Raw genomic sequence first — 24,645 nt, forward strand, 5'->3', positions numbered from 1 at the left:
TACCAGCATCCTCGTCGACGCGACGCGACGCGACGCGACGCGCCGCGCCGCGCCGCGCTCACGGTTCAGGGCACATCGGCGCGCTCTCGGCGCGGCCCCGGGGCGCGCAGCCCTTCCGCATGGAACGCCAAGAGCTTCACGGCCGCGTCGACCGTCTCGTCGAGGACCTCGCGCGGATCGCCTGCGAGCGCGAGCATCCGGTGTCCGATGCCGTCCGGCCCCGCCCATCCGAGGAAGACGGTTCCCGCTGGATGCCCGCCGTCCGGCCCCGGGCCGCCCACGCCGGTCGTCGCGACACACAGGTCGGCGTCGAACAGGTCCCGCGCACTCGCAGCGAGCTGTTCGGCGCAGGACGCCGAGACCGGATCCGTTCCCGGCGTGAGCCCCAGCACGCGCTCCTTGACGTCGGTGAGATAGGCGACCACGCCACCGGCGAACCACTCGCCGGCCCCCTCGGCCGCTCCGATCGTGCTCGCGAGGCGGCCGGAGGTGAGCGACTCCACGACGCAGACGCGGAGCCCGCGCTCCTGCGCGATCTCGCTCAGTCTCTCCAGGGCGTCTTGCGCTGCGGTCACTGCGAGATGCCCTCGACCGTCTTGCCCGTCGAGGCCGCCGAGAGCGACAGCGCGACGTCGGCCTGACTGACGATGCCTACCAACTGGTGGTTCTCGATCACGGGGAGACGTCGCACCTGGTGACGCTGCATGCGTTCGAGAACGATGCGTACGTCGTCGTCGGCCGCGATCGTCACCGGAGCGCCTTTCGCGAGCCGGCCGGCGGGAGTCGTCTCGGGATCCATGCCCTTGGCGACCGCGCCCACCACGATGTCGCGGTCGGTGAGCATGCCCTTGAGCTTTCTGTCCTCTCCGCAGATCGGCAGCGCGCCGACGTCGAGATCGGCCATGACGGATGCCGCGATGCGCAACGAGTCATTCACGCCGATGCAACGGGGGCTCTGCGTCATGATCTCCCGCGCGGTCGTCATCGCACGGCATCCGGGTCGTCGGGTGCCCCCTCGGACACGGCACCAGAACCCGGCGCGGAATCCGAACCCGACGCGGGATCCGCCTCGTGCGCCTCGTCCGCCTGGTCGGAGTAGTCCGGGCGCGGCTCCTGCAGCGGCTGGTCGGAGTACTCGCCGCCGAGGCGTCCGCCGAACGGGCGGCCGTGGTCCGCGAACTCCTCGCGAGCGAACGTGAACGACCAATCGCCGATCGTGAACTGTGCGCCGGTGCGGAGCGTCTCGGTCCGGTCGCCCGGATGCGTCGCATCCGCTGCGGGGTTGGTGTTCATCCCGCCCTCGCCGTGCATCTCCAGGACGTACTCGTCCCGTTCGTCGTGCGTGATGGTGGCGTGAACCGGGTCGGCGCCCGGGACCCGCAGGTCGGCCTCGGCGGCGGATCCGATGCGCACGACCTCGGCCTCGAGCGCGAACTCGGATCGGTCGTCGTCGTGGTTGATCCTCAACCGGGGATCGCCCGCGCCGTACTCGGCGTGCGTCGTCTCGGGCGTGTAGCCCTCGTCCGGGCGGTCGTCGATGTGCCGTGCGTTCATGAGAAGGCCTCCTCGGGTCGTGTGTCGACGCTACCGCGCGGGGTGACGTTCTGCAGGGGGTTGACTTCAGCGCTCTGCGTCGTCCGACTCCCCGAATTCGAGCGCCGGGAGGACATCCTCCGGCACCAGCATGATTCCTCCGGTGCTGCTGGCCGAGTTCGCCATCGCGGCGATCCACTCGGAGCGGAGTTCGACGGGGGCGGGGTCGTCGAAGATGAAGCGCAGGGGGATCGAGGGATGCAACCAGATCGTGGTGCGGCCCGGAGCGTCGCCTTCGGGGTGCTGCCAGCTCAGCGTGAAGCTCTCGTTGCGACGCAGCTTCGTCGAGATCACGACTTTGAGATGTGCGAGGGCGCGATCGTCGATCTGGATCGGATTGTCCGCACCGTCGTAGTAGATCATTCCCATAGGATCGACGCTACGCAGGTACGCGCCGCTCCGACAGGGGATGTGGTTCGGCGCCCCCGGTCGAGAGACGAGAGTGAGGAGAGGGGCCGATGGGCAAGTTCATCTACGAGGGAAACGTCAAGACGGAGATCGAGGACCGCGCGCTCACGCACCTCCAGCTCGTCATCACCGCCAAGCTCCGCCGCGCCGAGCCCTTCCCGTTCAGCTGGCGCGAGGACGCGAGCGTCGGCGGCGGTCGCACCACCGTCTGGGTGCAGCCGGGCAGCTCGCTCGTGTTCAAGTACTTCGGCAGTCGTCAGCCGTCGATCAACCGCGCCTGGATCGAAGCCCTCGCATACACGGCGAATGCTCCCAGCGGTCTGTATCTCGTCCCCGAACCGCAGGACCCGCACGGCTCGTCGGCCGACCACGTCGACGACTCCGTCACGCCGCCGGTCTGACGCGCGCGCACCGCGCGACCCGCGCACCGGGCGACGCGTGCGATCGTGTCAACCCCCTGCCGACCTCGGCCGGCTCCCGCGAGTCTCGAACGACACGGATCGAGAGGAGCGACATGACCGACACCACCGACCCGCGCCACGCGCATCGTGAAGAGGGCTTCCCCGCGCAGCAGCAGGATCAGCCGGGGCTGACCGACGAGACCCGGCCCGATCCCGATCACGGCGAGAGCACGTATCGGGGCCACGGACGGCTGCAGGGGCGACGAGCTCTGATCACCGGAGGCGACTCGGGCATCGGCCGCGCCGTGGCGATCGCCTACGCCCGAGAGGGAGCAGACGTCGCGATCGTCCACCTGCCGGAGGAGCAGAAGGATGCCGACGACACTCTCGCGCTCGTCCGCGCCGAGGGACGCACAGCACTCAGCCTCGCGGGAGACGTGCGCGACGAGGACTTCGCGACCCGGGTGGTGACCGAGACCCGCAGCGCGCTGGGCGGGCTCGACATCCTCGTGCTCAATGCCGCCTATCAGCACGACATCGACGGCTTCGAGTCCCTCAGCACCGAGCGGATGCGCCGGGTGTTCGACACGAACCTCATCGGGATGCTGTTCACGGCGCGCGCGGCGTTCCCGCACCTGGAGCCCGGCGCGAGCATGATCGTCACGGCCTCCGTGCAGGCGTACCAGCCGTCGCCGGGCCTGATCGACTACGCCATGACCAAGGCGGCCCAGGTCGCCTTCGTGAAGGCGCTCGCCGAAGAGGCCGGTCCGCGGGGCGTGCGCGTGAACGCCGTGGCGCCCGGCCCGATCTGGACGCCGCTCATCCCGGCGACAGGGTGGGATGCCGAACGTCTGGCGACCTTCGGCGAGGACACGCCCCTGGGTCGGGCCGGCCAGCCGTCCGAGCTCGCGGGAGCCTACGTGTACCTGGCCTCCGACGACGCCTCGTACACCTCGGGAGCGGTGCTCCCGGTGACCGGGGGCAAGCACCTGTAGAGGCCCGCGCGGCCTAGGCTGGACGGGTGCAGCAGTCCGCGTCCTCCCGCCCGCTGGTGGGCGTCGCCCTCGTCATCGGATCGTGTCTGTCGCTGCCCTTCGGCGCGGCCGTCGCGGCGCAGCTCTTCCCGGTGCTCGGCCCGTGGGGAGTGACCTCGCTGCGGGTCGCGATCGCGGCGCTGCTGCTACTGGTGATCGTGCGGCCGAACCCGCGGGGGTGGACGCGGCAGCAGTGGACGGCCGCGGCGCTGTTCGGGTTGTCGCTCGCGGCGATGAACGCGTTCTTCTACGCGGCGATCGACCGCATCCCGCTGGGGCCCGCCGTCGCGATCGAGTTCCTCGGACCGCTCATCCTCGCCGCGGTGCTCACGCGCCGCCTCGCGGACTTCGCCTGGGTCGGGATCGCGCTGCTCGGCATGGTCCTGCTCGGGATCGACGGTCTGATCGGAGCGGAGCCGCTGGATCCGCTCGGCGTCCTGTTCGTGCTCGTCGCGGCCGGGTTCTGGATCATGTACATCCGGATGAGCGCACGCGTGGGCGCTGTGATCCCGGGCAGCGGCGGGCTCGCCATGGGGCTCGCCGTCGCCGCGGTGCTGCTGATCCCCGTGGGGGTGCCCGCAGCCGTCACCGTGGCGGGAGACATGCAGCTCCTGCTGCTCGCGGCGATCACCGCCGTGCTGTCGTCGGTGATCCCGTACAGCTTCGAGCTCGCCGCGCTCCGGCGACTGCCGCAGCGGGTGTTCGGCGTGCTGCTGAGCCTCGAGCCCGCTTTCGCGACGCTCGCCGGCTGGCTCGTGCTCGGTCAGTCGGCGACGCCGCTCAAGCTGCTCGCGATCGGTCTCGTGGTCGCCGCCAGCGTCGGGACGACGCTCGGTGCGCGACGCCAGGACAAGGATGCGCGACGCCGTCGGAAGGAGGAGGAGGCCGGTCCGTTCACCGGCCCCCTCCCGCTGCCCGACTGATCTCGAGTCCCGATCCGCGGCTTCGTCTCACGCGACTCGGGCGGCCGCCCGGGGGACCGGAAGCGGATACCGGCGTCGCAGGAGCACCCGCTGCACGAGCGTCCACGCGACCGTGACGGTCAGATAGAGCGCGGCGGCCAACGGCACGAACGCCGCGAACACGGCCGTCAGGTAGTGCAGGGCTCCCGCCACTCGCATCATGGCGGGCGAGTTCAGCGGAGACTCCTCCGCACCCTCGACCGGCACCGGGCGGAAGACTCGCCGCGACACCTCGGCGACCGCCACGATGATCGCGAGGAGCGCGCCGAACACGGCGAAGGTCGCGGGTGTCGCCGTGCCGCCGAACAGCGCCGAGACGAGGCTCGTGCCGAGCGGTGCGCCGAACAGCTCGTGCGTGAGCAGGTCGTTGGGGTGCCCGGCGATCTCGGGGCGCAGGAACAGCGTGTAGATCAGGCCCACGACCGGCGCCTGGGCGAGCACCGGCAGCATGCCCGCGAAGGGGGAGGTGTTCTCGGAGCGGTAGAGCTCCATCATCTCCTTCTGCAGTCGCTCGGGGTTCTTCTTGTGGCGCTTCTGCAGCTCGCGCAGCCGCGGCGCGAGGCGCGCTCTGGTCTGCTCGGCCTTGGCCTGCGAGAAGCCGACGGGGATCAGCAGGGCACGCACGAGGAGGGTCACGAGCACGACCGCGAGGGCCGCGGCGGATGCTCCGGCGAGAGGTCCGACGAGGGTGGCGAGGCCGGCCAGCGCGCCGTAGGCGGCGTCGAGGAGGGCGGCGAGAGGAGGGAAGGCGAAGATGTCCATGGAAGTCCGTTCGTGTGTCGGGAAGGGTCGGCGAAGGCCGCGCGGTCCCGTACGAGAGACGGACTACGCGGCGACGGCGACTCCCGGCGCACGAGGACGAGGATGCCCCGCGGCATCCGGATCGCTCTGCGCGAGCAGCGTCGAGGCGTCGATCGCGCGCAGCGGATGCGGGGCGCTGCGCGGCGTCGGGGGAGCGAGGCTCAGCGCGACGGCGATCGTGAGGGTGGTCAGCGCGATCAGCGCGATCGCGAGACCGAGGGCGGCGGCATCGGGCAGGGCGACGAGGCCGAGCGCGGACGCGACGAAGGTCAGCATCTGACCGAACCACTCGTTCACGCGCACACCTCCCTCACCGTGAGCGTAACACCGGCGTCCGTGCCGCGGCCGGGAGCGGACGGGCTGTCCGCTCCGGGCGTAGCCTCGAGGCATGAGTGATCTGCGCCGCCTGTTCGGCATCGAGCATCCGATCGTCCTCGGCCCGTTCGGCGGGCTCTCCTCGGTCGCGCTGACGGCGGCCGTGAGCGATGCCGGCGGGCTCGGCGGCTTCGGGCTGTACGGGTTCGACGGCGCCCGCATCCGCTCCACCGTCGCGGCGCTGCGTGAGGCCACAGCGCGCCCGTTCGCCGTGAACATCTGGCTGCCGACCGGCGACGAGGTGGAGCCGAACGCCCAGCACGCCGTGTTCGCGCAGGCGCTGCAGCCCTTCTACGAGGCGGTCGGACTCGACGTCCCCGGGCGCCCCGATCAGTATCTTCCGTCGCTCGACGAGCAACTCGATGCGATCTGGGAGTCGGCACCGCCCGTGCTCAGCGTCGTGTTCGGCGTGCCCACCGACGAGATGATCGACGAGGCGCGACGCCGCGGCATCCGCGTGGTCGGCACCGCGACGACGGTCGCCGAGGCGGTCGCGCTGGCCGAAGCGGGAGTGGATGCCGTCGTCGCCACCGGTCTGGAGGCAGGAGGGCACCGTGTCTCGTTCCTGCGCCCTGCCGAAGACTCCCTCATCGGCACCCTGGCGCTCGTGCCGCAGGTCGTCGACGCGGTCGACGTGCCCGTGATCGCGGCGGGCGGAATCGCGGATCGGCGCGGAGTCGCGGCGGCGTTCGCGCTCGGAGCCTCGGCCGTGCAGGTCGGCACAGCCTTCCTCGCGACCGCCGAGTCGGCCACGACCGATGCCCACCGCGAGGCGATCCACTCCACCGCCGCCGACGAGACCGTGCTCACCCGGGCCATGAGCGGACGTCTCGCCCGCGGAGCGCGCAATCGCGCCGTGCGGGCGATCGAGGCGAGCGGCACGATCGCGCCGTTCCCCATGCAGAACTGGCTCACCGGGAGGTTCCGCGCCGTCGCGAACGACCAGGGTCTCGGCGAGCTGCAGTCGCTGTGGATGGGCCAGGGCGCGCCGCTCGCCCACGCCCGCACGGCATCCGAGGCCTTCGCAGAGCTGCGGGCGGGGGTACCGGGAGAGAACTGATGCCCACCTGGCTAGGCATCTGGCTGGAATGCACATATGTCGACCCATAACGTCCTGGATGCGCGGAACAACCTCTCACGCTTGATCGTGGAGTCGCAGAGCGGTGAGGACGTCGTCATCACCCGGCGCGGCACTCCGGTTGCCCGGCTCGTGCCCGTCGGACCCGTCGACATGGTTCAGAGCGGACGACTGCTCGTGGAATGGATCGAGAGTTCACCGCTCCCCCCGCGGCTCTCGCGCCTCGCACGCGAGATCGACGCGCAGGTCGCCGAGAACCGGGACGCCTGGGAATGATCTATCTCGACTCCTGCATCCTGATCTACGCGCTCGAGGACGCAGGGCCCCGCGGCGATGCCGTTCGCCGACGGCTTCGAAGCATCGACGAGACGGTGGCGTCGAGTCCGCTCGCGCTGCAGGAGTGCCTCATGCTCCTGATCCGGGAGAGGAACCTCGAGGTGCGGGATCGATATCTGGCGCTCTTCGATCACCTCGAGAGCATCCCCCTCGACACCGCAGTCTTCGTGCGTGCCGCTGAGCTCCGCGCGGACTTCGGGGTCAAGACGCCGGACGCCCTGCATCTTGCCGCAGCGCAGCTCTCGGGATGCACGGAGTTCTGGACGAACGACCGAAGGCTCGCATCCGCATCGCACGGTCTCGCCGTCGACGTGATCGACGACGCCGGTTCGGGCTGAAGGCTCTCCGTCGCTAGAGGATGACGGTCGAGCGGCCGTGCACGATCACGCGATCCTCCGCGTGCCACTGCACGGCGCGCGCGAGCACGAGACGCTCCACATCGGCGCCGCGGCGCTGCAGCTCGGCGGCCGACTCGGAGTGCGTGACGCGCGTGACGTCCTGCTCGATGATCGGCCCCTCGTCGAGGTCGGCCGTCGCGTAGTGCGCCGTGGCTCCGATGAGCTTGACGCCCCGCTCCTTGGCGCGCGCATAGGGGTTCGCGCCGATGAACGCCGGCAGGAACGAATGGTGGATGTTGATCACCGGGGCCTCGAGGCGCTCGATGAAGTCGTCCGTGAGGATCTGCATGTAGCGCGCGAGCACCACGAGGTCGACGTTGCCGCGCAGCAGCTCCAGCTGGCGCTGCTCCATGGACTCCTTGTCGCCCGAGGGGATGTGCACGAACGGCACACCGAACGAGCGCACGGCCTCCGCGAGGTCGGGGTGGTTCGAGACGACCATCGTCACGTCGATGTCGAGCTGACCGCGCTGCGTGCGCCACAGCAGCTCCATGAGGCAGTGGTCGTACTTCGACACGAAGATCGCGACGCGCTTGCGGCGGGCGGTGTCGTGCAGCGACCACTCCATGCCGAAGCGCTCGGCGACCCGCTCGAGATCGGCTTCGAGCGCGGTGCGGGCCGCGGCGAGACCGGGCAGGTGGATGACGGTGCGCTGGAAGAAGCGTCCGCCCTCGGAGTCCGTCGAGTGCTGGTCGAGCGAGATGATGTTCGCGCCGTGCTGTGCGAGTACGCCGGCGACGGCGGCGACGATGCCGGGCTGGTCGTCGCAGGCGATCAGCAGGCGGGCGGTGTCGGGCTGGGGCATGGAGGACTCCTCGGGGTGTGCATCGATTCTGCCGTGGATGAGACCCCCGGGCGAATCGCCGCCCTACCCTGGAGGGATGGAGACGCCCGCACCCCTCGCCTCGCAGCTGCTGGCCGAGGCGCGTGCAGCTCTGCACGGCGCCCCGACCGAAGGGCTCGGGGAGGAGCGGGAATCGCGCTGGCGCGGTCACCGCATCGTGAAGATCGGCCGGGTCTGGCACCTCGGCGTGCTGTTGCTCACCGACACGCACGCGCTCGCGACGGCCGAGGTGCTGCGCGCCGCCGACCCGGGTCGACGCGGCTACACGGCCGAGTCCGCGCGCGAACGAGCCGCGCGTCGGGCGCTCGCCCTGCGCGGCGGGTTCGACGAGGGCGAGGTCGCGCACGTGGGGTGGACGGTGATCGACGTGGACGCGGTGGATGCCGGCGGAGCATCCGGTCCGCTCGCAGTCGTCGACGGCGTGCCCTCGGTGCGCTGGAGCACAGCCGGTGGATGGATGCCGCTCGAGACCTACCTGCGCGAGCGGGTGGAGCTCCTGCGGGGCTGAGCGCCGCGTCGCTGCGTTTCGTCTCGCTGCGCTCGCTCAACGACCAGCGATCCCCCCGGTCGTTGAGCGAGGAGCGGAGCGTTCCCGGTCGTTGAGCGAGGAGCGGAGCGTTCCCGGTCGTTGAGCGAGGAGCGGAGCGTTCCCGGTCGTTGAGCGAGGAGCGGAGCGTTCCCGGTCGTTGAGCGAGGAGCGGAGTGTTCCCGGTCGTTGAGCGAGGAGCGGAGCGACGAGACGAAACACCCCGGCGCCACCCTCGATGTCACCCGGCGAACGTCTCCGCGAAGCGTCGCAGCAGCGCGGCGCCCTCCGTGACGGAGGCCGCGAGCACCTGGCCCTGCACGAGGTCGAACTCCTCCGGGTCGAAGTACCCGGTCGTGCGGTAGAACGTCATGCGGTCGGCGAAGTCCCGCGGCGTCGGCTCCGGGTGGAACTGCGCCGTGTACAGGTGCGTGCCCACGCGGTAGGCCTGCACCGGGCACGCGGCGTTCGTCGCGAGCAGCACGGCGCCGTCGGGCAGAGCCGCCGCGGATTCCTTGTGCGCCGTGAAGACCGTGAGCGCCGGCGCGCTGGGGCCGAAGACCGGGTCGGCAGAACCCGCCTCGGTCGTCTCGATCACGGTCGCGCTCGCGGGTTCGGGTGTGGTGGTCGTGACCTCGCCGCCCAGCATCCGTGTCACGACGCCGATGCTGAAGCACGTGAAGAACACCGCGATGCGCCGGTCGATCGCGAGCCGGGCGAGAGTCTCGAGGTCGGCCTCCACCCGCTGCTGCTCGGCGGACTTGTGCGCATCGCTCACGTTGAACGGCGAGCCGCCCACCACGACGCCGCGGTAGCGGCTCAGATCGACGGTGTCGAGACGCTGCGAGAGGAGGTCGAGCCGATCGACGACGTCCGCGCCGAGCGCCCGCCGGAACGAGGCGTGCTCGGCATCCGCCGCCCCCAGCTCGGGGCGCACGCAGACGTAGAGAAGCGAGACCACCACGCGAGTCTAACGAGCGCGAGGGGCCCCGCCCGACGCGGGCCTCACCGGGAGGAGTTGGCCGTGCGGCCGCGCACGATCCCCACGAACGTCTCGACGTCCGGCGTGGTCCGGTCGCGCAGCCAGGCAAGGGCCACGGTCGACGTCGGACCGTCGGCGAGGGGCCGGTGCTCGACGTCCTTGCGGTGGTGCAGGCGCGCGAGGGACATGGGGACGATCGCGACGCCCGTGCCCGTGGCGGCGGTCGCGATCGCGTCCGCGGTCGTCATCGCGGAGAAGCGCGGTGCGACGGCATCCGGGATGTCGAAGGGGACGAGTGCATCATCGGTCAGCGCGATCACGACCTCGCCCGCGAGATCGGCGATCGTCAGCTCCTCTGCGGCGAGCAGATGCGACTCGATCGAGGCGACGACGACGGGCACCTCCTCGTAGAGCGCGATGATGTGCAGGTCGTCATCCGTGAGGGGAAGGCGCACGAGCGCGGCGTCGAGGTCGTCGAGCGCGATTCGCTGCCCCACGACCTCGATCGGGACGAGTTCGAGCGGCACGTGCGGCATCCGCTGCTTCCAGGCGTCGATCCACTTGCCGGGGGTCGCCCCGGGGACGGCTCCGAGCCGGAACATGCGGGGCTCTTCGGGTGCGGGCGCGTCGAACACGACATCCGCGGTCTTGCGCGGCGGCTTGGGCGGGGGGAACCGCTGCGCCGGCGCGGCCTTGCTGCGCCGCGCGGGCGTGCCTCTTCCAGACCCCTTGCCCCCGCCGCGCGCCGGTCGTCGTCCCTGGGTCGCCATGCGCTCCAGGCTACCCGCCGCGCGGCTCCAGGCGGCGCTGACCGTCACCCGATCACGCCGCGAGCCACAGGCCCTTCGGCGTCGTGGCGATGGTCAGACCGGCCGCCACCGTCTCGTCGTCGCCGATCCGCGCGCCGCGCACGATGCGTGCCCCGGCCCCGACCTCGGTGCGGACGCCGATGTGCGCGTGGTCTCCCACGGCCGCGCCCTCGCCGATGTGTGCGTGCGCGTCGATGAACGCGCCCTCGCCGATCACGGCATCCGGTTCGATCCACGCGCCGCGGGCGATCGAGGCCCCGGCGCCGACGCGCGCGCCGGGTTCGATGTAAGCGCCCGCTTCGATGTGCGCCTTCGGATGGACCTTCGCGCCGTGCGCGACGAGACCCCGACCGTTGGCGTGCTTGCGGTAGCGCAGCGTGTCGCCTCGGTCGTTCTCGATGTCGACGTAGTTCTTGCCCACGATTCCTCCCGTGCTCCGGAGTCTCCCGGATATATGAACAACCATGAGTAGTTCGGATTCATTCCCCGGAATGGATGGGACGGATGTGTCGCGTCAGCGCTGGCAGACCGGGCACCAGAAGGTCACGCGCTCGCGCGTCGGGTCGGCGCCCAGCTCGCCGCGGCGGATGAGGGTGCTGCAGCGTCGGCAGGGGCGGCCGGAGCGGCCGTACACCCAGGTGCCCTGGCCTGGCCGGTCGACACCCGTGAAGGTGCGATGACGACGGTCGCGGTTCGCGCGTATCGTGCGCACCCCGAGCTCGATGAGCGCCGCGACGTCGACCTCGGGAGTCGGCGTCGTGGGCAGCACGCCCCTCAGGAACAGCAGCTCCGCCGCGTACTCGTTGCCGAACCCGGCGACGTTGCGCTGGTCGAGGAGCGCGACGTGGATGCTGCGGGTGTCGGCGCTCAGTCGCCGCACCGCTTCGGCCGCATCCCAGTCGGGTGCGAGTGGATCGGGACCCAGATGGCCGATCAGCTGCTGCTCGTCGCGCGTCGGCACGACCTCGATCTCGGCGAGGTCGATGCCCACGGCTTCGCGCTGCGCCGTGCCGACGATCGCGCGGACCTTGAAGGCCGGATGCCGCCACTTCTCGCCCGGTCGGTACACGAGCCACGCACCGTCCATGCGCAGATGGGAATGCAGTGTGCTGTCGCCGATCCGCAGCAGCAGATGCTTGCCCCGGGCGCCCGAGGAGACGACGGGTTGACCCGTGAGATCGACGGTCGCCGCCTGAGGCACCCGGAGGTCGAAGCGCGTGACCTCCGATCCGACGAGCGCATCCTCCAGGCGTCGGGCGGTGCGGAAGACGGTGTCGCCCTCGGGCATCAGACGGCTCCCGTGCCGGAGGAGGGCCCGGCGGGCGGCGGGAACGGCGCGGCCGTGGCGTCCCGCGCGGGCGGCGGCGGAGTGAGAGCGGTGCGCTGCAGCATCGTTCGGGCGAGGATCGTCGAGCCGGCGACCGCGGCGGGCATCACGGCGACCGCACCCCCGGGGATCAGGAAGCAGAGCTGCGTCGCGACCCCGAAGCCCAGCACCCGCGCGCGACTGCCGCGGAACAGCGCGGCGCGATCGGCGGGCGACAGCTCGCGGGCGTCGAACGCCCGGGCGGAGAGCTCGCGCGCCAGCAGGCGTCCGGTGAGGGTGACACCCACCACCGGGCCGAGGAGTCCGCCGACGAGCGGCACGAAACCGAGGAGCAGCACGACGATCGCCACGAGGACGCCGAGCAGCACGAGCCGGATGCCCTCGCCGAGCGCCGTCCAGAAACCGCCGCCGTCGGCGGAGGGCGCATCGCCCAGATCGGCCTCCACCGCACGCCAGATGCGCTGATAGAAGGGGTCTCCGATCGCGAGCGCGAGGGCGCTGAACACCGTGCTCGCCAGAGCGAGGGCCGCGGCGAAGAGCACGATGCCGACGACCCCGCGGAACAGGCCGCGCCAGGGCTCGACCCAGCCGTCGGCGAACGGGGTGAGTGCGTCGGCGATCGTGCCGAGCGAGAGCGCCAGGGGGATCAGCGCCGCGAGCAGCAGCAGGGCGGCGATGACCGCAGGCACGAGGCCGAGCGCCATGAGGCGAGGACGGGAGCGCCACGTGCCGAAGCCGCGCAGCAGCATGCGGACGCCCTCACCGAACTCGCGGATCATGCGTCCAGCCTAGGAGACGGCTCCGACACCCGGCGGGGGCACCTCGCGCTCAGGACGCCGCGGAGCGCTCGACGATCGTCTGCAGCATCCGCACATCCACGTGCTCCAGTGACGAGACCCGGTGGACCCCGGGTGGGAGGCTCCGGGCGGGGTCGCCGACCACGACGGTCGTGCAGCCTGCCGACACGGCCGACCACGCACCGACCTGGGAGTCCTCGAGCACGACGCAGCGCCCGGCGTCGAGGCCCAGAGCGGCAGCGCCGTCGAGATAGGGATCCGGGGCCGGCTTCGTGCGGACGGAGTCGTCGGCCGTGATCGACACCCGGAACGCCGACAGATCGACGCTCTCCGCGAAGCGATCGACCCAGTGCCGCGGCGACGATGTCACGAGTGCGAGCGGCACCTCGGCCTCCGTCAGCGCGCGCAGAAGGGCGGGAGCTCCCGGCCGCCACGTGACCGATTCGGCGTAGGCCGCGAGAGCCCGACGGTCCAGGTCGAGAGCGATCGCGGACTGCGGCTCGCGGAGGTCCAGGCGCTCGCTCAGCAGTGCAGCGGCACGATCGAGGTCGAGACCCTCGGAGGCGGCGGCCAGGCCCACGGCATCCGCTCCATCGTGGTCGCTCACGAAGCGTTCGATAACGCGCAGCCACGTGCTCTCGGTGTCGAGGAGTGTGCCGTCCATGTCGCTCAGGACGCCCCATCGGGGCGCGGGATCGTGTGTCATGGGTCGCCCTCCGGTCGCGTCGATCTCCACGGACCGCTGCCCCCATCTCCGCGGGGGCAGGAGGACGCCGCCCGGACTGAGCGGGAACGGCGGGTGAACGCGAGGAGAACGCCGGGGGAAACTCCGCGGACAGGTGCGTGCAGGTGTGCAGGATGCTGTCGCGCAGGCGGATCCGCGCGCCGCCACGGGGCTACGCTGACCGCGGACCGAGCGCGCCGGCCCGCATCCGACCCGGCGCCGTGAGAGGAGAAGTCGTGCACCGGTACCGGGAGATCGCCCGCGACCTCACCGTGCAGATCGCCGACGGCGCATTCGACGCCACCGGGATGCTGCCCGCAGAGGCGCAGCTCGCCGTGACCTACGAGGTGTCGCGAGGGACCGTGCGCAACGCGCTGGTGCTCATGGCGAGGCAGGGCGCGATCGCCCCACGACGCGGGTCCGGGTGGCTCGTGCGCACGACCGGGTTGAGCCAGCGCTTCTCGGAGATGCGCTCGTTCGCGCAGTGGGCGCGGAGCCGGGGCATGGAACCGGGCGGACGGGTCGTCGAGCAGCGGAGACGTGCGGCCACCGCGCACGAGGTCCGGCGGTTCCGCGGTGGGCACGGCATCGGCGACGTGCTCGAGGTCGTGCGCCTGCGGATGCTGAACGGACGGGTCGTGATGCTCGAGCGCACCGCGTACCCGTCGTGGATCGCGCCGCTCGTCGAGGATCTGTCGCCCGAGGAGCCCTCGGTCGTCGGCGCCCTCGAAGAGCGGGGCGTGCGCATGGTGCACGGCGAGCACACGATCGATGCGATCGCCGCCCCCAGCGAGGACGCCCGTCTGCTCGACGTGCGGCGATCGAGCCCGCTGCTGCGCGTGAATCGGGTCAGCTACGCCGCGGACGGGCGGGCGATCGAGGCGGGCGACGATCGCTACCTGCCCGATGTGATGTCGTTCCAGGTGCAGTCGTCGCTGCAGGGCATGTCACTCACCCGGCAGACGGGGTGACAGCGGGCGGGTGGCGTCGCGGTCGGTGACGTCGCGGTGGGTGAGCTCGCGGGCCTGTGAGGTCGCGGTGGGTGAGGTCGGGGGGCTGTAGGCGCGGGGAGGATCCCGAGGCCTCGGAGTCTCGCAGATCGCGTTGTGGGGAGTTCCTCAGATCGCTGTGCGGGGAGTCCCTCAGATCGCCTTGCGGGGAGTCCCTCAGATCGCTTTGCGGAGCGTGTAGCCGCGCGGGGTCGCCACGAACCCGGCCTCCTGCAGCGCGGTCGCGAGCTCGGTGCCGTAGACACCTTCTCCGTTGACCTTCTCGACCGTGAGCGTGTCGAGGCGACGGGCGCGGGAGGTGGCGACGAGGTCGGCGGCGGCCGCGCGCAACACCTCGCTGTCGTCGGTGAAGCAGAGCACGGTGCGTCCGCCGCGTTCCAGGTACAGCACGAGCGTGCCGTCGACGAGTACGACGAGGCCACCGGCCTTGCGTCCGGGCCGGTGTGAGACGTCGTCGCGGCGCGGCCAGGCCAGAGCCGCGCCATAGGGGTTCGCCGGGTCGGTGGCTGCGAGCGTGACGGCGAGCCGGGGCGGCGGATCGGCGAGGCCCGCGAAGGTGCGGAGGCGGTCGACGGTGGCGGAGGCCGCGAACTGTGCGGCGCCGAGCTTCTCGATCACGTAGCCGCGACGGCAGTGACCGGCCTCCTCGAAACCCGCGAGCACGCGGTACGCCTGCGCGAAGCCGCCGGGAACGCCTTCGGACTGCACGGCGCCGCGGGTCACGACGCCGTAGCGGTCGAGCAGCAGGCCTGCAGTGACGGTCGCGCGGCGCGCGGCATCCGTCTCGATGCCGGGAAGCAGCGCCCAGCGCCCGCCGACGGAGGAGGGGCGGGGTGTGGGACGGGCGAGCGACATGCCCCGGTACGCCCGGGTGCGCGGAGCGCGGCGGGTGACGCGGTGCGCCTGCGACCCTCCGGCGAGCAGGGAGCGGATGGGGGCGAACGTGTCGTTCGTGACGCGCCCGGCCCAGGTGAGGTTCCAGAGTGCTTCGAGCACGGACTGCTCGTTCTCGGCGCCGGTCATGTCGCGGAGCTGAGCGGCGAAGTACGCCCCTCCCGCGCCGAGCGCCTCCAGCACGCGGGCCTCGAGCGAGTCTGCGGCGATCGCCGAGTCGGGTTCGGGCAGGGTGAAGGGCGCGAGGTCGGCAGGATGCAGCGAGACCCACCCGTCGCGGCCGGGCAGGGTGCCGTGTCCCGACCAGATGACCTCACCGGCGGCCGTGAGCTCGTCGAGCAGCGCGGGGGAGTAGTCGCGCACCCGCGACGGAAGCACGAGCGATTCCCAGGCGCTCGCGGGGATCGGCACGCCCGCGAACTGCTCGATGACCGTGAGCACGCCGTCGATGCCCTCCAGCGGGCGATGCAGGTGCTGCCAGTCGGGCAGGAACCGCGCATACGCCTCAGGAGAGACGGGCTCGACGCTGCCGCGGATGGCTGCGAGCGACCGCATCCGCAGCCGCCGCAGCACCTCGGTGTCGCACCACTCGGTCTCGCTGCCCGACCCCGAGGCCTCCGGCAGGAAGTACCCGCTCGTCAGCCGGCCGGAGTGCTCGAGGCGTTGCAGTGTGTGCCGGGCCACTGCGGCGCCGATGCCGAGCCGCGAGGCGAGGGCGTCGGTCGTGAACGGACCGTGCGTGCGCGCGTAGCGCGCCACGAGGTCGCCCAGCGGATCGGCCATCGGCTCGAGGAACGCGACCGGGATGCCGGTGGGCAGCGCGGCTCCGAGTGCATCGCGCAGACGTCCGGCGTCTTCGATCGCGGCGATGCGCGTGGTGCCGGCGATGGTCACGGGGATCGCGCGTCGCGCGGCGACGAGCGCGTCGAGATGGGCCGCGGCGGCCTCGACCATCGCACCGGTGTCGGCGTCCGTCGCGGTGTCGAGCGCGGTGTCTGTCGTCGTCTCGGGCGCACGCTCCAGGCGCAGGGCCACCTCCGCGGCGTCCAGCGGGCCGAGCACGCGCAGGAGGTCCGCCACCCCCTCGAGCCCTCGCGCCCGCCGTTCGGGGTCGAGCCGCTGCACCTCGCGTTCGAACTGCGCGATCACCGCGGGGTCGAGCAGTTCGCGCAGCTCGACCGTGCCGAGCAGCTCGCCGAGCAGCGCCGGGTCGACCGAGAGCGCGGCGGCGCGACGCTCGGCCAGCGGCGAGTCGCCCTCGTACATGAACGCGCCAACGTAGCCGAACAGCAGGTCGCGAGCGTAGGGCGACGGCTGCGAGGGCTGGGTCTCGACGAGCCGGATGCGACGATCGGCGATCGAGGTCGCGAGCCGCCGCAGCGACGGCAGGTCGTAGACGTCCTGCAGTACCTCGCGCAGGGTCTCCAGGATCACCGGGAACGTCGGATGCCGTCGTGCCACCTCGAGCAGCTGCGCCGAGCGTTGCCGCTGCTGCCACAGCGGGGTTCGACGGTTCGGGTTGGTGCGGGGCATGAGCAGCGCTCGCGCGGCGCACTCCCGGAACCGGGAGGCGAAGAGCGCGGAGCCGCCGACCTCCTGCGTGACGAGCTGCTCGAGCTCGTCGGGGTCGAACACGAAGAGCTCGGCTCCGGGCGGCTCGGACTCCGCATCCGGCAGGCGGACGATGATGCCGTCGTCGCTCGCGACCGCCGATCCCTCGACGCCCAGGCGCTCCCGCACTCGGGCGTTGATCGCGAGCGCCCACGGCGCATGCACTTTCATGCCGTACGGGGAATGCAGGATCACGCGCCAGTCGCCGACCTCGTCGTGACCCCGCTCGACCGTGAGCGAGCGATCCGTCGGAAGCGTGCCCGTGGCCTCCCGCTGTTCCGTCAGATGGGCCATGAGGTTCGCCCTGGCCTGCTCGTCGAGACCGGCCTCGATCAGCCGCTGCGCTGCCTTCTCCGGGGCGGCCGACGACACCTCGCGGGAGAACTTCCCGAGCGCCTCGCCCAGTTCGAACGGACGGCCGATGCCGTCGCCGTGCCAGAACGGCACCTTGCCCGGCTGTCCATAGGCGGGGATCACGTTGACACGATCGTGGGTGATCTCGGCGATGCGCCAGCTGGTCGTGCCGAGCGTGAACACGTCTCCCACCCGGGACTCGTAGACCATCTCCTCGTCGAGCTCGCCGACCCGCGCGCCCGTGGACTCTCCTGCGACGAAGACGCCGAACAGCCCGCGGTCGGGAATGGTGCCACCGCTCGTGACTGCGATGCGCTGCGCGCCGGGCCGGCCCGTCAGCGTTCCGGCATCCCGATCCCACACGAGCCGAGGGCGCAGCTCGGCGAACTCGTCGGAGGGGAAGCGCCCGGCGAGGAGGTCGAGCGTCGCCTCGTACGCCGAACGGGGGAGCGACTGGAACGGCGCGGACCGGCGCACGGTCTCGAACCACTCCTCGACGCTGATCGCCCCGAGGGCGCTCGCCGCGACCGTCTGCTGGGCCAGGATATCGAGCGGGTTGCGGGGCACCTGGATCGCCTCGATCTTGCCCGCCAGCATCCGCTCCGTCACGATCGCGGTGTGCAGCACGTCGCCGCGGTGCTTGGGGAACAGCGCGGCGCGGCTGATCTCGCCGACCTGGTGGCCCGCCCGTCCCACACGCTGCAGGCCTGAGGCGGCTGAGGGCGGGGCCTCGACCTGGATCACGAGGTCGACCGCGCCCATGTCGATGCCGAGCTCGAGGCTGCTCGTCGCGACCACGCAGCGGAGGACCCCGGACTTCAGCTCCTCCTCGACCTGCGCGCGCTGCTCCTTCGACACCGAGCCGTGGTGGGCTTTCGCGAGCACGGGATCGGCGCCCGCCGTGGCCCCGGCCTGCGCCATCATCGACGCCGGCACGGTCGCGTCGGGGAGAGGCACGCCGATGCGCTCGGAGTAGATCTCGTTGAGCCGCCCGGTCAGTCGCTCGGCGAGCCGGCGGGAGTTCGAGAACACGATCGTGGACTTGTTCTGCAGGATGCGGTCGACGATCGCCTCCTCCACGTGCGGCCACACCGAGCCCGTGACCTCGGTGTACTCGGCGGCGTCCTCGTCGGCGGTCGTGGTGGAGGCCCCGGGCGGCGGGGGCGGGTTGGTCATGTCGTCCATCGGCACGACCACCCCGAGCTCGAACGTCTTCGAGGCGGGTGGGGCGACGATCTCGACGGGTGCCGCGCCGCCGAGGAAGCGCGCGACCTCGTCGATCGGCCGCACGGTCGCCGACAGGCCGATGCGCTGCGCCGGCTCGTCATGTCCGTGCGCTGCGCGCAGCGCGTCGAGGCGTTCGAGGCTCACCGCGAGGTGCGCTCCGCGCTTGGTCGCCGCGACCGCGTGCACCTCGTCGATGATGACGGTGTGCACGTCCCGCAGGGTCTCGCCCGCGCGGCTCGTGAGCATGAGGTACAGCGACTCGGGCGTCGTGATGAGGATGTCGGGCGGATCGGAGACGAGCTTGCGCCGGTCGCTCGACGTCGTGTCGCCCGAGCGGACCCCGACCGTCACCGCCGGTGCCGGCATGTCCAGCCGCCGGGCGGACTGACCGATCCCGATCAACGGGGAACGCAGGTTGCGCTCGACGTCGACGCCCAACGCCTTGAGCGGGGAGATGTAGAGGATGCGGGTGCGCGACGCCTCGGCATCCTTCTTCGCCTTCTTCTCCTTGTCTCCTGCAACGGCTCCCGCTGCGATGCGCTCGCGGAACACGCTGTCGATCGCCCAGAGAAAAGCCGAGAGCGTCTTACCCGATCCGGTCGGAGCGACCACGAGCGCGTGCTTGCCCTGCGAGATCGCCTCCCACGCGCCGGCCTGCGCGGGCGTGGGTGCGGTGAACGCCCCCCGGAACCAGTCCTGCGTGGCCGGGGTGAAGCGCTCGAGGACGTCACCCATCCCTCCATCATCGCGGGTGCCACCGACATCGGGTTCCGGATTGTCCGAGGTCGGGAGCATGCTGTAGGCATGGCCGCGCACACCACGAACTACCGCACCACGTTCATCGAGGTCGCCGAGGACTGCCCGGTCGATCATGCCGAAGAGCCGCCCACCGGCGAGAAGCCGACGATCGCCGCGCTGCACTACCGGCTGATCGCCGAGCAGCCCTACGGTCGCACATCCGACGATGTGATCTTCACGACCCACGCGCTGCGCCAGGGCATCGACCCCGACGACGCCGCCGCGCGCGAGGCGTTCTTCGCGAAGGGGCAGCCGTGCCTGCGGTCCTCGCCGCTCGGCAAGCGCTACGGCTGGGGACTCGACCATGACGAGGAGGGACGGGTCGCTCTCGTGCCGCGTGAGTCCGAGGACTACACGCTCCGCGCCGCCGACCCCGCGGTCGCGCACACACGCGCGATGCGGAGCCGGCGGGCCTGAGCATCAGTCGACCTGCCGCAGCATCCCGTCGCCGTCGATCTCGAGCGTGAGGTCGAGGTCGAGTCGGGAGAGGAACGCGTCGTCGTGACTCACCACGAGCACCGCGCCCCGATACGCCCTCAGCGCCTCCACGAGCTGGTCGACCGTGTCGATGTCGAGGTTGTTCGTCGGCTCGTCGAGCAGCACCAGGTGCGGCGGCGGGTCCGACAGCAGCAGCTTCGCGAGCGCCACCCGGAACCGTTCGCCGCCCGACAACGCGGACACCGGCCGGTCGGCGGTCGCCCCGCGGATCAGGAATCGCGCCAGGCGGTTGCGCAGCTCCTTCTCGGGAACGTGCGGCGCGGCATCCGCGATGTTCTCGAACACCGACCGTGTCTCGTCGAGCCCGTCGACCCGTTGGGGCAGGTAGCCGATCCGATCCGTCAGCGGCAGAGCCGTGAGCGGACCCCTCACACGATGATGGACGAGATCCTCCAGCAGCGTCGTCTTGCCGGCGCCGTTGCGTCCGATCAGCGCGACCCGCTCCGGGCCCTGCACGACCCACGTGCGCTCGCCGTCGCCGAGCTCGGCGATGCGGCGACCAGGCGACACCTGCGGGTCCGGCAGCTCGATCTTCATCGAGGCGTCGGAACGGATGCGGCGCCCCGCGTCGTCGAGCGCCGCGCGAGCAGCGTCCTCCTTGCCCGCGACCTCGGTACGCAGCCGACCGGCCGACACCTCGGCGGCACCGCGCCGCCCGTGCGCGATGATCTTCGGCACCCGCTTCTCGATCTCGGCCTTCTTCGCCGTGCGCGCACGGTGCGCGAGCTTGACCTCGGCCTCGATGCGCTGACGCTTCTCCTTGCGGAACTCCTGCTTGGCGGTCGCCTCGGCCTGGCGCGCGGCGTCCTGTTCGGCATCCAACCAGGCGCGCCATTCGGAGTACGGTCCGCCGAACACGCTCAGCGTCTGGGCGTAGAGCTCGGCCGTGTCGTCCATGAGCTCGAGCAGCGACAGGTCGTGGCTCACGACGATCAGTGTGCCCTTCCAGGCGCGCACCATCGCCGCGAGCGCGGCCCGTGCGTCCCGATCGAGGTTGTTCGTCGGCTCGTCCAGCAGGGTGATCGGCGCACGTCGCAGACGGATGCCGGCGATCGCGACGAGCACGGCCTCGCCGCCCGACAGCTCTCCGACGCGACGGTCGAGGAAGTCGGGGGCGAGTCCGGCCTCGGCCAGCGCCACCTCGGCGCGCGCCTCGATGTCCCAGTCGTCGCCGACCGTGTCGAAGTGCGCGGGGTCGACGTCGCCCGACGTGATGGCACGTACAGCGTCGAGCGTCTCGGCGACGCCCAGTAGCTCCGCCACTCGACGATCCACGTCCAGCGTGAGCTGCTGCGGCAGGTACGCGACCTCGCCCGTCGTCGACAGGACGCCGGACGTCGGGGCGAGCTCGCCGGCCATGAGGCGCAGCAGCGTGGACTTGCCGGCGCCGTTGCGGCCGACGAGGCCGGTGCGGCCCGTGCCGAACGATCCGGATACGGCATCGAGGGCCGTGGAGCCGTCCGGCCAGGTGAGGGTCACGCGGTCGAGCGTGACGGAGGAATGGAGGGTGGGGGTGGTCATGGGGTCTCCTGTCGAGTGCGGGGTGCACTGACACCGGACGCCCTGTTCCCCGAGCGGGGACCGCGAGAGGCGGGTGCCGTCAGAATGACGGCGGGCGGTGGTCGGCCGTGGAGTCGGCGATCGTCGGGTCAGCGCGCGGATGAGAGAGCGCGAAGGCGACGATTCAGATCAAAGGACTTCCAGACACGGCGGACAGGACCTGACGACCATACCCGGGCGTGTCGGCGCCCGCAACCTCCCGGGCGTGTCGCAGGCTCCGTCGTGCGGGGGATGTCGCCGCCGGTCGCCTTCCGTACGGTGGAGTCATGGCAGATCGCGAACCGAGTCCACACGAGATGCGCGCCCGGATGGGGTTGGGTGCGGGGATCGCGATCGGCATGGGGGTGGGCGTCGCTCTCGGCGTCACCTTCGACAACATGATCGTCGGGATCAGCATCGGCCTCGTGATCGGCCTCTCGCTGTCTGTCGCGCTGAGTCGGGCGCCGTGGCGGAAGGACACGCGGATGCCGGGCGACGAGAGCATGCCCGGAGACGAGCTCGACCAGGATTCGGACGACCCTCGCGACATCGACGGCCCCGGCCCGCGGTAGCGGTCAGCCCGCCGCGGTGCGCTCCAGCCAGCGCGCGAGGAAGGCGTGGACGTCGCCGAGCTCCTCCTCCGAGATGCTGTGTGTGAGGCCGGTATAGACGCGGCCCGACAGCTCGGAGTGCCCGGGCAGCCAGTCGGCCGTATGCGCGACGAGCGCCTCGGGGATCACATCGTCGTGTGTGCCGCGGCCCCAGAAGACGTGCGGTCGGAGCTCAGTGAGCTCGTCGTCCCGGGGTAGATCCCCGGGCGCGACGTAGCCGCTCAGCGCCACGACCGCCCCGACTCGGCCGGGGTCGAGACGCAACGCCTGCAAGGCCACGGCAGCGCCCTGGGAGAAGCCGAGGAAGGCGACGGATGCGGCATCCGCGGCCTCCTCGTCGAGCCAGCGCAGGAACGCCTCGGCCGCGACCGTCACGGTCGCCGAGCTGCGGCCGTCGAGGCCTTCGATCGGGTACCAGGAGCGGCCGGGCATGGGCCACGGGGGAGCGAGCGGTGCGGCGACCGAGGCCACCGCGATGCCGGTGGGCAGGTAGGGCACGAGTCCGAACAGGTCGTGCTCGTCGGCGCCGTAGCCGTGCAGCAGCACGAGCAGCGGCATCCCGCTGCGCTCGCCGGTCGACCAGCGCGTGAGGGCGCCGTCGATTCTCAGTTCCTCGCTCACATCCCCATCCTGCCAGGGGCCGCCGACACCCGACCCGCCCGGAGCCCTATGCCGGTCGTCGCTGTCGACGCGCAGGTGCGGCTGGTAGAAAGGACACATGGCCGTCCGCACACCCGATCCCGATCCCGAGCCCGACGACGGCATCGGCGGTTTCGGCGATGCGCAACCGCCCGCGCCGGACGGCAACCCCGGCTGGCTCAGCGAGTTCGAGCTCGAGGAGGCGCGTCGTCGCCTGCCGATGCTCTACGTCGAGGCGATCCCGGTGCGCACCGACGGTTCCGGGCAGGTCACCGAGATCGGCATCCTGCTCCGCTCCACGCCGCTGGGCGAGATGACCCGCACGATCGTGTCGGGTCGCGTCCGCTTCGGCGAGACGATCCGCGATGCGCTCTTCCGGCACGTCGAGAACGACCTCGGACCCATGGCGTTCCCGCTGCTGCCGGCGTCGCCGTTGCCGTTCACGGTCGCGGAGTACTTCCCGCTGCCCGGCGTGAGCGCGTATCACGACGACCGGCAGCACGCCGTGTCGCTGGCGTTCGTCGTTCCGGTCACGGGAACGTGCGAGCCGCGTCAGGATGCTCTCGAGGTCACCTGGTTCACTCCCGAGGCCGCCGCCTCCGATGCGGTCGCCGCCGAGATGGAGGGCGGGCGCGGCACGCTCATCCGGCTCGCGCTCGCGAACCTCGGCCTGCTGCGCTGATCGCTGCCGCCGGCCGACGCCCTCGCCTTCTCACGCCGACGCCCCTGTTCGTAAGCCTCCCGCTCGCCGACGCCCCTGTTCGTAAGCCTTCCGGTCGCCGACGCCCCTGCTCGTAAGCCTCCCGCTCGCCGACGCCCCTGCTCGTAAGCCTCCCGCTCGCCGACGCCCCTGTGGGTCGCCGACGCCCCTGCTCAGGTACGTCGTCCAGCAGGGGCGTGGGCGACCAGGCGGGGCGTCGGCGAAAGGACCGCCGCAGAGCAGCGCGGACGGAGAGCGCTCAGGCGGAGCTCAGGCGGAGGTGAGGCGCGCGAGCTCGGCGACGAACTGGTCGACGTCGGATTCCTCGGTGTCGAAGCCGCACATCCAGCGGACCTCGCGCCGAGCGGCATCCCAGTCGTAGAAGCGGAAGCTCTCGCGCAGCCGATCCGCGACGCCCTCGGGCAGAGTGGCGAACACGCCGTTCGACTGCGTGGGCTGCGTGAACTCCACGCCGGCGATGGAGCCGTCCGCGATGCCGGCCTCGATCGAGCCGCGCAAGCGCTGGGCCATCGCGTTCGCGTGTCGGGCGTTGCGCAGCCAGAGGTCGCCCTCGAGCAGTGCGATGAGCTGAGCGGACACGAACCGCATCTTCGACGACAGCTGCATGTTGAACTTGCGCGAGTATGTGAGGCCGGTCGACGCCTCGGGGTTCAGCACGACGATAGCCTCGCCCAGCATCGCCCCGTTCTTTGTGCCGCCGAAGCTCAGCACGTCGACGCCGGCGTCGCGGGTGAAAGCGCGCAGCGGCAGGTCGAGCGCGGCTGCGGCGTTCGAGATCCGGGCGCCGTCCAGGTGCAGTCGCATGCCGCGCTCGTGCGCGTGGTCGGCGAGCGCACGGATCTCGTCGACCGAGTAGAGGGTGCCGAGCTCGGTGGACTGCGTGATCGAGACGACGAGCGGCTGTGCGCGGTGCTCGTCGCCCCAGCCCCACGCCTCGCGGTCGACGAGCTCGGGCGTCAGCTTGCCGTCGTCTGTGGGGACGGCGAGGATCTTGAACCCGCCGATGCGCTCGGGGGCGCCGCCCTCGTCGACGTTGATGTGGGCGGTGGATGCCGCGATCACGGCGCCCCAGCGGGGAAGCATCGACTGGATGCCGGTGACGTTCGCACCCGTGCCGTTGAACACCGGGAACGCCTGGACGCCTTCGCCGAAGTGGTCGCGGAACACCTCCTGCAGACGCTCGGTGTAGGCGTCCTCTCCGTACGCGATCTGGTGTCCGCCGTTCGCCCGGGCGATCGCCTCGAGCACCTCGGGGTGCACACCGGAGTAGTTGTCGCTCGCGAAGCCGCGGAGCGCGGGGTCATGCTGAATGCTCACCGGTCAAGCCTAATCCGCGGATGCCCTACCG

28 protein-coding genes are annotated in these 24,645 nt (G+C 71.4%); 11 read left to right on the top strand and 17 right to left on the bottom strand.

What is annotated here, in order from left to right:
- Positions 1 to 65 precede the first annotated feature (65 nt).
- The 4 genes from AKH00_RS09270 to AKH00_RS09285 all read right to left on the bottom strand — a co-directional run bounded on the left by AKH00_RS09270 (position 66) and on the right by AKH00_RS09285 (position 1,962).
- Complete coding sequence (locus AKH00_RS09270; RefSeq protein ID WP_050722431.1) at positions 66 to 575, bottom strand: CinA family protein; 510 nt, start codon at positions 573 to 575, stop codon at positions 66 to 68.
- Complete coding sequence (locus AKH00_RS09275; protein WP_050722432.1) at positions 572 to 985, bottom strand: CBS domain-containing protein; 414 nt, start codon at positions 983 to 985, stop codon at positions 572 to 574. The genes AKH00_RS09270 and AKH00_RS09275 overlap by 4 nt, the downstream gene beginning before the upstream one ends.
- Positions 982 to 1,554, bottom strand: coding sequence for an FHA domain-containing protein (locus AKH00_RS09280; protein ID WP_200903833.1), 573 nt, complete (start codon positions 1,552 to 1,554; stop codon positions 982 to 984). Before AKH00_RS09280 ends, AKH00_RS09275 begins: the two co-directional genes overlap by 4 nt.
- 66 nt (positions 1,555 to 1,620) lie before the next feature.
- Positions 1,621 to 1,962, bottom strand: coding sequence for a DUF7882 family protein (locus AKH00_RS09285; protein ID WP_050722433.1), 342 nt, complete (start codon positions 1,960 to 1,962; stop codon positions 1,621 to 1,623).
- An 89-nt stretch (positions 1,963 to 2,051) separates the two neighbouring features.
- Between AKH00_RS09285 and AKH00_RS09290 the strand changes: the two genes are divergently transcribed.
- From AKH00_RS09290 to AKH00_RS09300, 3 genes are all read left to right on the top strand, one after another.
- Positions 2,052 to 2,402, top strand: coding sequence for a DUF7882 family protein (locus AKH00_RS09290; protein WP_050722434.1), 351 nt, complete (start codon positions 2,052 to 2,054; stop codon positions 2,400 to 2,402).
- Between the two features lie 113 nt (positions 2,403 to 2,515).
- On the top strand, positions 2,516 to 3,397 hold the full coding sequence (locus tag AKH00_RS09295) for an SDR family oxidoreductase (RefSeq protein WP_050722435.1): 882 nt from the start codon (positions 2,516 to 2,518) through the stop codon (positions 3,395 to 3,397).
- A 26-nt stretch (positions 3,398 to 3,423) separates the two neighbouring features.
- A complete protein-coding gene (locus AKH00_RS09300; RefSeq protein WP_050722436.1) occupies positions 3,424 to 4,359 on the top strand; it encodes an EamA family transporter in 936 nt (311 codons plus the stop codon).
- Between the two features lie 27 nt (positions 4,360 to 4,386).
- On the opposite strand, the gene AKH00_RS09305 is transcribed toward AKH00_RS09300, so the two are convergent.
- Both AKH00_RS09305 and AKH00_RS09310 read right to left on the bottom strand, forming a co-directional pair.
- Complete coding sequence (locus tag AKH00_RS09305) at positions 4,387 to 5,160, bottom strand: YidC/Oxa1 family membrane protein insertase (protein ID WP_050722437.1); 774 nt, start codon at positions 5,158 to 5,160, stop codon at positions 4,387 to 4,389.
- Between the two features lie 63 nt (positions 5,161 to 5,223).
- Positions 5,224 to 5,496: a DUF6412 domain-containing protein gene (locus tag AKH00_RS09310; RefSeq protein WP_050722919.1), complete on the bottom strand. Its 273-nt coding sequence runs from the start codon at positions 5,494 to 5,496 to the stop codon at positions 5,224 to 5,226.
- Between the two features lie 91 nt (positions 5,497 to 5,587).
- On the opposite strand from AKH00_RS09310, the gene AKH00_RS09315 reads away from it, so the two are divergent.
- From AKH00_RS09315 to AKH00_RS09325, 3 genes are read left to right on the top strand one after another with little or no spacing between them, the layout of a single operon-like run.
- Positions 5,588 to 6,634 (top strand): NAD(P)H-dependent flavin oxidoreductase, encoded by a 1,047-nt coding sequence (locus AKH00_RS09315; protein ID WP_050722438.1) that lies wholly within the window; start codon positions 5,588 to 5,590, stop codon positions 6,632 to 6,634.
- Positions 6,635 to 6,670: 36 nt separating this feature from the next.
- The gene (locus AKH00_RS09320) at positions 6,671 to 6,928 is read left to right on the top strand and encodes a type II toxin-antitoxin system Phd/YefM family antitoxin (protein ID WP_050722439.1); all 258 of its coding nucleotides are present in this window, start codon (positions 6,671 to 6,673) and stop codon (positions 6,926 to 6,928) included.
- A complete protein-coding gene (locus AKH00_RS09325) occupies positions 6,925 to 7,326 on the top strand; it encodes a type II toxin-antitoxin system VapC family toxin (protein ID WP_050722440.1) in 402 nt (133 codons plus the stop codon). The genes AKH00_RS09320 and AKH00_RS09325 overlap by 4 nt, the downstream gene beginning before the upstream one ends.
- A 13-nt stretch (positions 7,327 to 7,339) precedes the next feature.
- Here the strand turns inward: AKH00_RS09325 and purU are convergent, their stop codons facing one another.
- Complete coding sequence (gene purU, locus AKH00_RS09330; protein ID WP_050722441.1) at positions 7,340 to 8,191, bottom strand: formyltetrahydrofolate deformylase; 852 nt, start codon at positions 8,189 to 8,191, stop codon at positions 7,340 to 7,342.
- 76 nt (positions 8,192 to 8,267) lie between these two features.
- Here purU and AKH00_RS09335 point away from each other — a divergent pair, with 76 nt between their 5' ends.
- Positions 8,268 to 8,738 (top strand): hypothetical protein, encoded by a 471-nt coding sequence (locus AKH00_RS09335; RefSeq protein ID WP_050722442.1) that lies wholly within the window; start codon positions 8,268 to 8,270, stop codon positions 8,736 to 8,738.
- A 259-nt stretch (positions 8,739 to 8,997) separates the two neighbouring features.
- On the opposite strand, the gene AKH00_RS09340 is transcribed toward AKH00_RS09335, so the two are convergent.
- From AKH00_RS09340 to AKH00_RS09365, 6 genes are all read right to left on the bottom strand, one after another.
- A complete protein-coding gene (locus AKH00_RS09340; RefSeq protein ID WP_050722920.1) occupies positions 8,998 to 9,717 on the bottom strand; it encodes a glutamine amidotransferase-related protein in 720 nt (239 codons plus the stop codon).
- Positions 9,718 to 9,761: 44 nt separating this feature from the next.
- On the bottom strand, positions 9,762 to 10,508 hold the full coding sequence (locus AKH00_RS09345; RefSeq protein WP_050722443.1) for a LysR substrate-binding domain-containing protein: 747 nt from the start codon (positions 10,506 to 10,508) through the stop codon (positions 9,762 to 9,764).
- Between the two features lie 52 nt (positions 10,509 to 10,560).
- Positions 10,561 to 10,968, bottom strand: coding sequence for a DapH/DapD/GlmU-related protein (locus tag AKH00_RS09350; RefSeq protein WP_050722444.1), 408 nt, complete (start codon positions 10,966 to 10,968; stop codon positions 10,561 to 10,563).
- Positions 10,969 to 11,061: 93 nt separating this feature from the next.
- Positions 11,062 to 11,835, bottom strand: a complete 774-nt coding sequence (locus AKH00_RS09355; protein ID WP_050722445.1) for a DNA-formamidopyrimidine glycosylase family protein — start codon at positions 11,833 to 11,835, stop codon at positions 11,062 to 11,064.
- Positions 11,835 to 12,653, bottom strand: coding sequence for an EI24 domain-containing protein (locus AKH00_RS09360; protein ID WP_082297535.1), 819 nt, complete (start codon positions 12,651 to 12,653; stop codon positions 11,835 to 11,837). The genes AKH00_RS09355 and AKH00_RS09360 overlap by 1 nt, the downstream gene beginning before the upstream one ends.
- 49 nt (positions 12,654 to 12,702) lie before the next feature.
- The gene (locus AKH00_RS09365) at positions 12,703 to 13,377 is read right to left on the bottom strand and encodes an HAD family hydrolase (RefSeq protein WP_152926148.1); all 675 of its coding nucleotides are present in this window, start codon (positions 13,375 to 13,377) and stop codon (positions 12,703 to 12,705) included.
- Positions 13,378 to 13,631: 254 nt separating this feature from the next.
- Here AKH00_RS09365 and AKH00_RS09370 point away from each other — a divergent pair, with 254 nt between their 5' ends.
- A complete protein-coding gene (locus tag AKH00_RS09370; protein ID WP_050722447.1) occupies positions 13,632 to 14,366 on the top strand; it encodes a GntR family transcriptional regulator in 735 nt (244 codons plus the stop codon).
- A gap of 195 nt (positions 14,367 to 14,561) precedes the next feature.
- Here AKH00_RS09370 and AKH00_RS09375 read toward each other — a convergent pair whose 3' ends face one another.
- Positions 14,562 to 19,226 (bottom strand): ATP-dependent helicase, encoded by a 4,665-nt coding sequence (locus tag AKH00_RS09375; protein ID WP_050722922.1) that lies wholly within the window; start codon positions 19,224 to 19,226, stop codon positions 14,562 to 14,564.
- A gap of 69 nt (positions 19,227 to 19,295) precedes the next feature.
- Here AKH00_RS09375 and AKH00_RS09380 point away from each other — a divergent pair, with 69 nt between their 5' ends.
- The gene (locus AKH00_RS09380; RefSeq protein WP_050722448.1) at positions 19,296 to 19,706 is read left to right on the top strand and encodes a DUF6157 family protein; all 411 of its coding nucleotides are present in this window, start codon (positions 19,296 to 19,298) and stop codon (positions 19,704 to 19,706) included.
- 3 nt (positions 19,707 to 19,709) lie between these two features.
- On the opposite strand, the gene AKH00_RS09385 is transcribed toward AKH00_RS09380, so the two are convergent.
- Positions 19,710 to 21,308, bottom strand: a complete 1,599-nt coding sequence (locus AKH00_RS09385; RefSeq protein WP_050722449.1) for an ABC-F family ATP-binding cassette domain-containing protein — start codon at positions 21,306 to 21,308, stop codon at positions 19,710 to 19,712.
- Between the two features lie 305 nt (positions 21,309 to 21,613).
- Here AKH00_RS09385 and AKH00_RS18070 point away from each other — a divergent pair, with 305 nt between their 5' ends.
- Complete coding sequence (locus tag AKH00_RS18070; RefSeq protein WP_152926149.1) at positions 21,614 to 21,898, top strand: hypothetical protein; 285 nt, start codon at positions 21,614 to 21,616, stop codon at positions 21,896 to 21,898.
- A gap of 3 nt (positions 21,899 to 21,901) precedes the next feature.
- On the opposite strand, the gene AKH00_RS09395 is transcribed toward AKH00_RS18070, so the two are convergent.
- Positions 21,902 to 22,558 carry an alpha/beta hydrolase gene (locus AKH00_RS09395; RefSeq protein ID WP_050722451.1) on the bottom strand — a complete coding sequence of 219 codons (657 nt, stop codon included), beginning with the start codon at positions 22,556 to 22,558 and terminating at the stop codon, positions 21,902 to 21,904.
- Positions 22,559 to 22,655: 97 nt separating this feature from the next.
- On the opposite strand from AKH00_RS09395, the gene AKH00_RS09400 reads away from it, so the two are divergent.
- Positions 22,656 to 23,258, top strand: a complete 603-nt coding sequence (locus AKH00_RS09400) for an NUDIX hydrolase family protein (RefSeq protein ID WP_050722452.1) — start codon at positions 22,656 to 22,658, stop codon at positions 23,256 to 23,258.
- A gap of 288 nt (positions 23,259 to 23,546) precedes the next feature.
- Here the strand turns inward: AKH00_RS09400 and AKH00_RS09405 are convergent, their stop codons facing one another.
- Complete coding sequence (locus AKH00_RS09405; protein WP_050722453.1) at positions 23,547 to 24,614, bottom strand: threonine aldolase family protein; 1,068 nt, start codon at positions 24,612 to 24,614, stop codon at positions 23,547 to 23,549.
- Between the last annotated feature and the right edge of the window lie 31 nt (positions 24,615 to 24,645).

Source organism: Microbacterium sp. GCS4 (assembly GCF_001262495.1).
Classification (GTDB): Bacteria; Actinomycetota; Actinomycetes; order Actinomycetales; family Microbacteriaceae; genus Microbacterium.

Excerpts from the sequence above, each read along its gene's own strand:
- AKH00_RS18070 (WP_152926149.1), top strand. The coding sequence starts at position 21,614 with ATGGCAGATCGCGAACCGAGTCCACACGAGATGCGCGCCCGGATGGGG.
- AKH00_RS09275 (WP_050722432.1), bottom strand. The coding sequence starts at position 985 with ATGACGACCGCGCGGGAGATCATGACGCAGAGCCCCCGTTGCATCGGC.
- AKH00_RS09285 (WP_050722433.1), bottom strand. The coding sequence starts at position 1,962 with ATGGGAATGATCTACTACGACGGTGCGGACAATCCGATCCAGATCGAC.
- AKH00_RS09375 (WP_050722922.1), bottom strand. The coding sequence starts at position 19,226 with ATGGGTGACGTCCTCGAGCGCTTCACCCCGGCCACGCAGGACTGGTTC.
- AKH00_RS09360 (WP_082297535.1), bottom strand. The coding sequence starts at position 12,653 with ATGATCCGCGAGTTCGGTGAGGGCGTCCGCATGCTGCTGCGCGGCTTC.
- AKH00_RS09290 (WP_050722434.1), top strand. The coding sequence starts at position 2,052 with ATGGGCAAGTTCATCTACGAGGGAAACGTCAAGACGGAGATCGAGGAC.
- AKH00_RS09335 (WP_050722442.1), top strand. The coding sequence starts at position 8,268 with ATGGAGACGCCCGCACCCCTCGCCTCGCAGCTGCTGGCCGAGGCGCGT.
- AKH00_RS09400 (WP_050722452.1), top strand. The coding sequence starts at position 22,656 with ATGGCCGTCCGCACACCCGATCCCGATCCCGAGCCCGACGACGGCATC.
- AKH00_RS09325 (WP_050722440.1), top strand. The coding sequence starts at position 6,925 with ATGATCTATCTCGACTCCTGCATCCTGATCTACGCGCTCGAGGACGCA.
- AKH00_RS09320 (WP_050722439.1), top strand. The coding sequence starts at position 6,671 with ATGTCGACCCATAACGTCCTGGATGCGCGGAACAACCTCTCACGCTTG.
- AKH00_RS09345 (WP_050722443.1), bottom strand. The coding sequence starts at position 10,508 with ATGGCGACCCAGGGACGACGACCGGCGCGCGGCGGGGGCAAGGGGTCT.
- AKH00_RS09355 (WP_050722445.1), bottom strand. The coding sequence starts at position 11,835 with ATGCCCGAGGGCGACACCGTCTTCCGCACCGCCCGACGCCTGGAGGAT.
- AKH00_RS09385 (WP_050722449.1), bottom strand. The coding sequence starts at position 21,308 with ATGACCACCCCCACCCTCCATTCCTCCGTCACGCTCGACCGCGTGACC.
- AKH00_RS09315 (WP_050722438.1), top strand. The coding sequence starts at position 5,588 with ATGAGTGATCTGCGCCGCCTGTTCGGCATCGAGCATCCGATCGTCCTC.
- AKH00_RS09380 (WP_050722448.1), top strand. The coding sequence starts at position 19,296 with ATGGCCGCGCACACCACGAACTACCGCACCACGTTCATCGAGGTCGCC.
- AKH00_RS09365 (WP_152926148.1), bottom strand. The coding sequence starts at position 13,377 with ATGACACACGATCCCGCGCCCCGATGGGGCGTCCTGAGCGACATGGAC.
- AKH00_RS09280 (WP_200903833.1), bottom strand. The coding sequence starts at position 1,554 with ATGAACGCACGGCACATCGACGACCGCCCGGACGAGGGCTACACGCCC.
- AKH00_RS09295 (WP_050722435.1), top strand. The coding sequence starts at position 2,516 with ATGACCGACACCACCGACCCGCGCCACGCGCATCGTGAAGAGGGCTTC.
- purU (WP_050722441.1), bottom strand. The coding sequence starts at position 8,191 with ATGCCCCAGCCCGACACCGCCCGCCTGCTGATCGCCTGCGACGACCAG.
- AKH00_RS09305 (WP_050722437.1), bottom strand. The coding sequence starts at position 5,160 with ATGGACATCTTCGCCTTCCCTCCTCTCGCCGCCCTCCTCGACGCCGCC.